General features: G+C 61.4%; 2 protein-coding genes. Both read left to right on the forward strand.

The features are described from left to right. Positions 1 to 223 precede the first annotated feature (223 nt). Complete coding sequence (locus F6X37_RS34725) at positions 224 to 8,521, forward strand: hemagglutinin repeat-containing protein (RefSeq protein ID WP_410451533.1); 8,298 nt, start codon at positions 224 to 226, stop codon at positions 8,519 to 8,521. Then, positions 8,518 to 8,778 (forward strand): hypothetical protein, encoded by a 261-nt coding sequence (locus F6X37_RS34730; RefSeq protein WP_187614533.1) that lies wholly within the window; start codon positions 8,518 to 8,520, stop codon positions 8,776 to 8,778. The genes F6X37_RS34725 and F6X37_RS34730 overlap by 4 nt, the downstream gene beginning before the upstream one ends. Positions 8,779 to 9,155: the final 377 nt, after the last annotated feature.

Raw genomic sequence — 9,155 nt, forward strand, 5'->3', positions numbered from 1 at the left:
TTTCCGCTTCCGCGAAGCCGATCTGCCTCTTCATCCTCGTGAGTCCGTTCTGTGAGCTGCCTTCTATAACGTCTTCGGCTACGTGAGCGATGACCGCCGAGTTCCATTAATCAGCGTTTCCCTAGCTATTTTCGGTCTTGCGCCCGTCACGTCGTACGCGCAGATCGTTCCCGGTGGCGCACATGCACCCGGCGTCATCAGCACGGCGAATGGTCTACCACAGGTGAACGTGAACAGACCGTCGAATGCGGGCATATCCGTGAATACGTACTCGCAGTTCGATGTGCAAAAAAACGGCGCGATCCTCAATAATTCGCCCGTTAATACGAACACCCAACTCGCCGGACAGATATCGGGTAATCCGAACTTCGGACCGAACAACGCCGCAAAGATAATCGTCAACCAGGTCAACAGCAATAATCCGTCGCTATTGCGCGGTTATGTCGAGGTCGCGGGGAAAAAGGCGGATGTCATCATATCGAACGCTTCCGGCCTGGTCGTGGACGGCGGCGGCTTTATCAACACCGCACGTGGAATTTTAACGACTGGTAATCCGCTGATCGACGGCAATGGCAATCTGACGGGTTTCAGTGTAACGGGCGGCATGATTACTGTCCAAGGGGCGGGCCTGAACACTTCAAATATTGATGAAGTGGACTTATTGTCCCGCGCCCTGCAGGTGAATGCAGCCATATATGGCAAGTCAATGCATGTTGTGACGGGCGCAAACAGCATCGACTACACGAGCCTGATTCCAACGCCGATTGCAGGAAGTGGCCCCGCTCCCGGCGTTTCCATCGACGTGTCGCAACTGGGTGGCATGTACAGCAACCGCATCGTTCTGGTGGGGACGGAGAACGGCGTGGGGGTTGCGAATGCCGGTACCATCGCTGCGCAGGCGGGGGATCTGATACTCACGAGCGCGGGCCAGCTTGTACAGTCCGGCACGATGAACGCGAGCGGCAATCTCGGAATTAACGCGGCGGGCGTCGCGAACAGCGGCACGATCTACGCCCAAGGCAATACCTCCATTGGCACGGCGGGAGCCGTTACCAACAGTGGCACCGTTGCGGCACAACAGAATACGTCGATCACTGCGGGCAGCGTTGCATCGACCGGCACGCTCGGCGCGGGCGTGAATGGCGATGGTTCGGTGGGCAGCGGCGGCGACCTGCTGCTTTCCGCATCGGGCCAGCTTGATGCCAGCGGCCTGAACATGGCGGGCGGCAATGCGACGCTCTCGGGCAGCGGCGTGAATCTCGCGGGCAGCGAGACGGCGGCGAACGGCAACATGGCGCTGGCGGCATACGCGGGCGACGTGAACCTCGCCGGGGCGACCACGAGCGCCGCAGGCGCGGTCAACGCGCAGGCTGCAGGTGCGCTGGTCAATGACCGGGGAACGCTGACGGCCGGCGGCAGCATGACGCTTGACGCCGGCAGCCTGTCGAACCAGAACGGCGGCATGTCCTCGCAGGGAGCGTTCGTCGCACAGACTTCGGGACAGATCGCGAATCAGGGCGGCGAAATGGTTTCGCAGGGTGCGATGCAGGTACGCGGCGGAGACATTTCGAACAACCAGGGGGCCATGCAGGGCGCCACGGGCGTGCTGGTAGCCGGAGCCTCGCTGGACAACAGTGCGGGCCGGATAACGTCGCTCAGCGCAGACGGCCTGTCAGTCACGACCACGGGGCAGCTTCTGAACGCAGCAGGCACCACCGCCGGTGGTGCGCAGGGTGGCGTGATTGGCGGCAATGGTGCCGTGACCCTGCAAGGCGGGAGCATTGTCAATCACGGCACGGTCAGCGCGCAAACGGATCTCCAGCTTGACGCGCAGTCCCTGAACAACGACGCGGGTACGCTTCAGGCGCAGAACAATGCGACCATCAATGCCGGGGCGCAACTTACCGATAGCGGCGGCGTGATCGTAGCCGGTCAGCTGGCGGCGGTGAGCGCCACGACGCTGGACAACAGCGGTGGCGTCACCCAGGCGGCGCAACTGTCGCTTGACGCCACGAACCTCCTCAATCACGCAGGCACGATCACGCAGACTGGCACGTCAGCGATGACCGTGGCCGTCTCGGGAACGCTCGATAACTCTGCGGGCGGGAAAGTCCAGACGAACAGCACGGACCTCACGCTCGCCCCGGCGGTTCTGAAAAATGATGGTGGCACCATCACCCACGCGGGAACTGGCACTCTCGCGATTGATCCGGGTAATGGCTCGGGTTCCTTTTCAAATGCGGGCGGCACGGTGATCACGGCGGGGCAGCTTTCGGTGCACGCCGGCAGCCTCAACAATCAGGCCGGCGCGCTGGCTGCGATGGGGGCCATCGCGGCCAGCGTCGCAGGCGACGTGAACAACACGCAGGGGGCGGTACGTTCGCTGTCGTCGATCTCGCTCGCGAGCGGCGGCGCACTCACGGACACGGGCGGCCAGATCCAGTCAGGTACCGGCGCTGCGGGCGACGCCAGCTCGCTCTCGGTTCAGGCGGCTTCCATCGACAGCACAGACGGGCTCATCGGCAACCTCGGCACGGGAGACACCACCGTGCAGGGCGGCAGCCAGATCGTGAACAGTGGCGGCCTGATCGCAGGTAATGGGTCCGTGAAGCTCGGCGCGTCTTCCATCTCCAACACGCAGGACGGCCAGGTCAGTGGCGCGAATGTCGCGATCCAGACCGGTACGCTCGATGACACGGGGGGCAAGATTGGCACCTTCGCCGGTTCGGGCGGCAATGTCGTCATTTCGGCGAGCGGGGCCGTGTCGAACACCGACGGCCAGATTGGAGCCGATCACGACCTGTTGCTGAATGCCGCGACGCTCACGGGTGGCGGCGCATACAGCGCGGCCAATGACGTGTCGGTGAATGTTCAGGGCGATTTTGCGCCGACGCCGGATATGCAGTTCATGGCCGGTCACGACCTCACCTTTACGCTGCCCGGCACGTTCAGCAATTCCGGCTCGCTCGAGGCGGTCGATAACCTGGCCATCAACGCGGACGACATCGCCAACAGTGGGGCGATGATGGCAGGCGGCACGCTCATCACGCACTCGAACACGCTGGAAAACACCGGTGCAATAGTCGGCGGCAGCGTGTCGCTGAACGCCACCAGCAGCATTTCGAATGTAGGACCAACCGCGCTCATTGGCGCGACGGAGAGCAGCGGCACGCTGGAACTGCTCGCGCCCGACATCGAGAACCGCGACGACACCACGGCCACCGACACGCAGGCGACGACCGCGATTTTCGGCTTGGGCAATGTCGTCCTCGCAGGCGGCAAGGATGCGAACGGCAACTACACGAACGCGAATCTTATCCGCAACCAGTCGGCGCTGATCCAGTCGGCGGGCGACATGACGCTCGCCGCCAATCAGGTCACGAATACGCGGACGACGATGACCACGACGGGGCTGAATCAGTCTGTCGATCCGTCCTTGATCGCTCAGCTCGGCATCAGCCTGTCCGGGTGTACTGCGGTCAACATGGCCGCGTGCTCGGGTCAGGATGTGGGCTGGACCACCCCGGATAACCCGGCGTTCCTGACCATGATTGGCGGTGTGTACACGGTGCCGCCGCACGGCGGCCAGTGGAATAGCGGCTACCAGTACACGACCTATACGGGCGTGGCGGTAGCAAACCTGATTGCGTCCATCAGCCCGCAGGCGCAGATCATTGCGGGCGGCAACCTGGACGCGTCGAAAACGGGGCTGTTCCAGAACTACTGGAGCGCCGTCGCCGCCGCGGGCAACATTGCGATGCCCGTCTCGCTCGACGCGGATAGCTGGCGCGGGCAACTCGCGCCCGAGGTACAGGTCACCTACTCGGGCTACTATCACTACAACAACTATGACAACAGCGAACACAACTGGACCTTGCCGTTCGGCAATGCGCCGTTTGTCGGTTCCAATCCGGGCGGCTACCAGGTAGCACCGGCTGACGTTCGCGTCTACGGCCTGCCCGACTACGAATCCACTTGGACGGCCGGTGGCACGATTTCTGGTACAGGCGTGAGCGTCAACAACACGGCGGGTAATGCGGGGATTCCATCGCTCGGGCTTGTACCCGGCCAGTCGGTCAGCGGGGTGAATGTCGGCGGGGTCGGCGGCAGCGCCGTCCAGGTCGATCCGGCGATTGCTCGCGCCACGGCGGTGAACGTCCTGAGCAACCTGACGATCCCGCAGGGCGGACTGTTCAGACCGGACACGGCACCGAACGCGCCGTACCTGATCGAGTCGAACCCGGCCTTTACGAACGCGAAATCGTTCATTTCCAGCGACTACTATCTCCAGCAGCTTGGCCTGAATCCCCAGACGGTGGAAAAGCGCCTCGGCGACGGCCTGTACGAGCAGCAGCTCGTGCAGAACCAGATAACGTCGCTGACCGGCAAGGCCGTACTCGGCCCCTACACCGATACGCAGTCGATGTACGAAGCGATGCTGGCAGCAGGCGCATCGCTCGCTGAATCCCTGAATCTGTCGCTCGGAGTGGCGCTGTCGCCCGAGCAGGTCGCCGCGCTCACGACCAACGTGGTCATCATGCAGACCGAGATCGTGGACGGGCAGTCGGTGCTCGTGCCGGTCGTCTATCTCGCGCAGGCCAGTCAGCAGAACATGAATGGGCCGCTCATCGCGGCGACCAACATCGATCTTCAGAACGCGCAGAGTTTCACGAATAGCGGCACGATCCAGGCCAGCAATTCGCTGACGATCAACGGCCAGTCCGTAGACAACGCGTTCGGCACCTTGCAAAGCGGTGGCCCCATGTCGCTGGCGACAACGGGCGATGTCAACCTGACCTCGGCGACCGTAAAGGCCGGGAGCCTCGCGCTGAATGCAGGCGGCAACCTGCTGCTGAATACGGCGACGAACACCGTCAATCAGGTCAGCGCAACAGGGGCGACGCGAACCACGACCACGCTGGGCCCCATCGCGAGCGTGAGCGTGGCAGGCGACACCGCGATTGTGACAGGCGGCAACTTCGAGCAGAACGGGGCCAATCTCAATGTCGGCGGCAACCTCGGCATGGCCGTGGGCGGCAACTACGACATCGGCACCGTTCAGACCGGCGAGCAGAAGGTGGTTCATGGCGCGAACGGCGTGTCGGATACGGACCTCAACAGCGCGAACGGCAGTTCCGTGAATGTTGGCGGCGTTTCGCAGATCGGCGTAGGCGGCAATCTGACCGCGACGGGCGCGAATATCAATCTCGGCGGCGGCGGGACGATCGCGGTGAACGGCGACGTGACGCTCCAGGCGGCGAAAGCGACCTCGACCGTCGACAGCAACAGCTCGGTCAGCGACAGTCACGGCAGCAATTCAGACTCCTTGCACACGTCCGCCGATACGCTGACGGCGACGACGCTTAATTCCGGCAATTCGCTTACCGTCGCATCGGGAAACGATATCAACCTGATCGGCAGCACGATCAACCTCGACAAGGGGACGGCCACGCTTGCGGCTGCGAACAACGTTAATATCGGCGCGGCCACCACGACCTATGTCGACAATTTCCAGGGGCAGCATAGCCACAGCAACGTGGTAAGCGGCAAGGAGGTATCGAGTTCGAGCAACACGACGACGACGCTTTCGCAGGGCAGCATGATTTCTGCAGACGGCGTGTCGATCTCAAGCGGCAAGGATATCAACGTCGCGGGCAGCACGATCGTCGGGACAAACGATGTCTCACTGAGCGCCGTGCATGACGTGAACATCACCACGACGCAGGATACGAGTCAGAGCAGTTCGTTCTATGAGGAAAAGAAGTCGGGCTTCGGCGCGATGAGCGGTGGTGGCGTGAGCCTGAACTACGGCAATAGCGACACGAAGGAGACTACGCATGACAGCAGCGTGACGAACAACGCCAGCCTTGTCGGCAGCACGAACGGCAACCTCTCGATTCAGGCGGGCAACACCCTGCACGTAACGGGCAGCGATCTCGTGGCAGCCCTGAATGTCACGGGCACGGCGGCCAACGTGATCATCGATGCGGCGACCGACACCTCGCACCACGACGAAACCCAGGAGGTGAAGCAGAGCGGTTTCACACTCGGCCTGTCGGGCAGCGTGGGCGATGCGATCAACGGTGCGTACCAGCAGGGCCAGGCGCTCGCGAGCGGCAACAGCAACGGCCGCGCCGAGGCGCTGCACGCCATTGCGGCGGGCGGCAATGCGGCGATGGCGGGTATGGGTGCAGCGGGTGTGATGGGCGGCGCAACCGGGCCGAACGCGCCGAGCATCGGCGTGCAGTTGAGCTTCGGTTCCAGTCAGAGCAAGAATACGTTCACCGAGGATCAGACGACGCAGAAGGGTTCGAACGTTCAGGCGGGCGGCACCGCAGCTTTCGTGGCAGCTGGCGACGGCACGCCCGGCAGCGGCAACCTGACAATCGCGGGTTCGAACGTGAGCGCGAACGATGTCGTGCTCGCCGCGAAAAATCAGGTCAACATCGTCAACACCACGGACACGGACACGACCGCCAGCACGAACAAATCGAGCAGCGCGAGCGTCGGTGTGTCCTATGGCACGCAGGGTTTCGGCGTCTCGGCGTCAATGTCCAACGCGCACGGCGACGGCAACAGCAATGCGGCGATCCAGAACGCGTCACACGTAAGCGGCGCGAACGGCGTGACCATCGTTTCGGGGGGCGATACCAACATTATCGGATCGCAGGTCAGCGGTAACCAGGTGACCGCGCAAGTCGGCGGTAACCTGAACATCCAGAGCGTGCAGGATACGACAGTGAGCGCCGCACACCAGAGCAGCGCGGGCGGCGGCTTCAGCATCAGCCAGGGCGGCGGCAGCGCGAGCTTCAGCGCGCAGAACGGGCATGCCGATTCGAACTATGCGCAGGTGAACGAACGGGCGGGCATTCAGGCGGGCAGCGGTGGCTTCGATATCAACGTCAAGGGCAATACGAACCTGACGGGTGCGGTGATTGCCAGCGATGCCGATGCGTCGAAGAATTCGCTGGCGACCGGTACGCTCACGTACAGCGATATCCAGAACCAGTCGCACTACAGCGCGTCCAGCAACGGTATCGGCGCGGGTGTGGGCGTCGGTAATACCGGTAAGGCGATTGGGCCTGGCTCGGTGAGCGGCACAGGTGGCGTGTCGCCGATGATCTCGCAGAATGAGAGCGGTGATTCGAATGCGACGACGCGCAGCGCGATCAGCGCAGGCTCGATCAACATCACCAACCAGGCCGGGCAGAAGCAGGACGTGGCGACCCTGAGCCGCGACACCACGAACACGAACGGTACGGTCGCTCAAACGCCGGACGTGAATACGATCCTCTCTCAGCAGGCCGACACGATGCAGGCCGCCCAGGCGGCAGGCCAGGTCGTCGCGCAAGGGATCGGCGCGTATGCCGATGCCCAGCGCAAGTCGGCCGTTGACCAGGCCAAGATAGATGCAGCGAATGGCGACTGGGCCGCGTATGCGACTGACGTGGCCAACGCCAAGCAGTGGGATGAAGGCGGGGACAGCCGCGCCATATTGCAGGCGGCAGGTGGCGCGCTCATTGGCGGCCTCGGCGGCGGCAGCGTATTCACGGCGGTTGGTGGCGGGCTCGGCGCCGGCCTTGCGTCGAAGATGGCAGACCAGCTGGAAAGCCTTTCAAAGGGCGTCACGGCGGAGACGGGTTCGAGCCTCCTGGGCAACCTTGCCGCGAACGTCGTAGCGAACGTGGGCGGCGCACTGGTCGGTGGAGGAACAGCGGGCGCGGCAACCGCAACGAACGTGGACCTCTACAATCGTCAACTGGATACCAAGGAGAAATCGCTCGCGCAGCAATTGTCCGATGCAAGCGGCGGGAAATACACTGTAGCGCAGATCGAGGACCAGATGCGCCAGATGGATATGAGCGTCAACGGCACAACTACATCGGGTGCGCCAGCTACCCTGGTGGGCCAGACGCCTACCGATTCTGGACCTCGATGGATGTCTGCCGGGACGACTGCAAACGGACAGCCGGTCCTGACGCAAATACTTGCGCCGTCCGATGCCGCGTTGCAGAGCTATATTCTGGCGAACTACAACAGCGTGTCGCCGGGGCAGGTGCCTAGCGAATTTACGTATCCGTCGGGCAGCACTGGCGGCTCGATCAACGTGACCGGACCATTTACCAATTTCGGTCAATCAGACCTTGATTTCGTGCGCGGCACTACTGCGGACGTGGCTACGATGATATCGACTACTGCTGGACGATTTGGATCAGCGACCGCGGCTGCGGCATCCATCCCATCACCCTACACGCCTGTGTTCGATTCGGCGACATTTGTAGCGACAGCGTTCGGTATGGCAGCCGATGGCGTCAGTCAGTTGGTACAACCGAATGTAGGTCAGTACTATGAGAATAACATCGCTGGGATCGCCGGAAATGCGGTTGGGGGCAAGTATCCGGGATTGGCGCCCGCGGTGAATGAAACGGTAAACGCCATTAATAATACTTCTGCTGCTACCGCGATCCAGAATTTCTTCAATAAATCGTGGAGCAACTTCGTAGACGGAGGGAGCAAGTGAAAATTATTGAAGATGGAAATCTAACGTGGTGGTTTAGTGTGGTGCTGATAATTATTGGGGTAGCAATCATGTTCGCATCTTTTAAGTATGCGCCGCCATCGCGATGGAGCGTTATCCCGGTTCTGTTCGGTTTTGGCGTCGCGGCTGTAGGTGGAATGGCTTGCAGGGCGCGAATGATGCACCTCAAGCCTTTTGATAACAGCTACAAGAAGGCGCGCAAGAGCTACGAAACGAAGGCGGATGAGGAAGATAAATAACGAAATGCGGTCCGTAAGGGCCGCTTACCGGAGTTGTCCACGCTATGAATCAAAGAATATTGGCTAGCTTATTTTTGAGTTTCCTTGTCAATGCGTCGTATGCTGATGAGCCAAATTGCCAGTCACAGACGATTGAGTCCCATACAAGTAAAATATGCGTTGTCGATAAACCGTTTCAACATACCTACTACATGCTGTCGGTTGATGGATCATTTATATTCTCGTTGCCCGATGACTATGTTGAGAGCGTTAAGTGTTCCTGGTAAAACTGCTTGGATTTCGGTAACCTGGATTTTTCCCTGGTACCGAGGTGTCGATGAAATGCCGTGTGAAGCTTGTGAAGGCTGAGGAGATCACATTGCAGGAGATGGCGATCA

The organism is Paraburkholderia sp. 31.1 (genome assembly GCF_014397645.1).
In the GTDB taxonomy this organism is placed as follows: Bacteria; Pseudomonadota; Gammaproteobacteria; order Burkholderiales; family Burkholderiaceae; genus Paraburkholderia; species Paraburkholderia tuberum.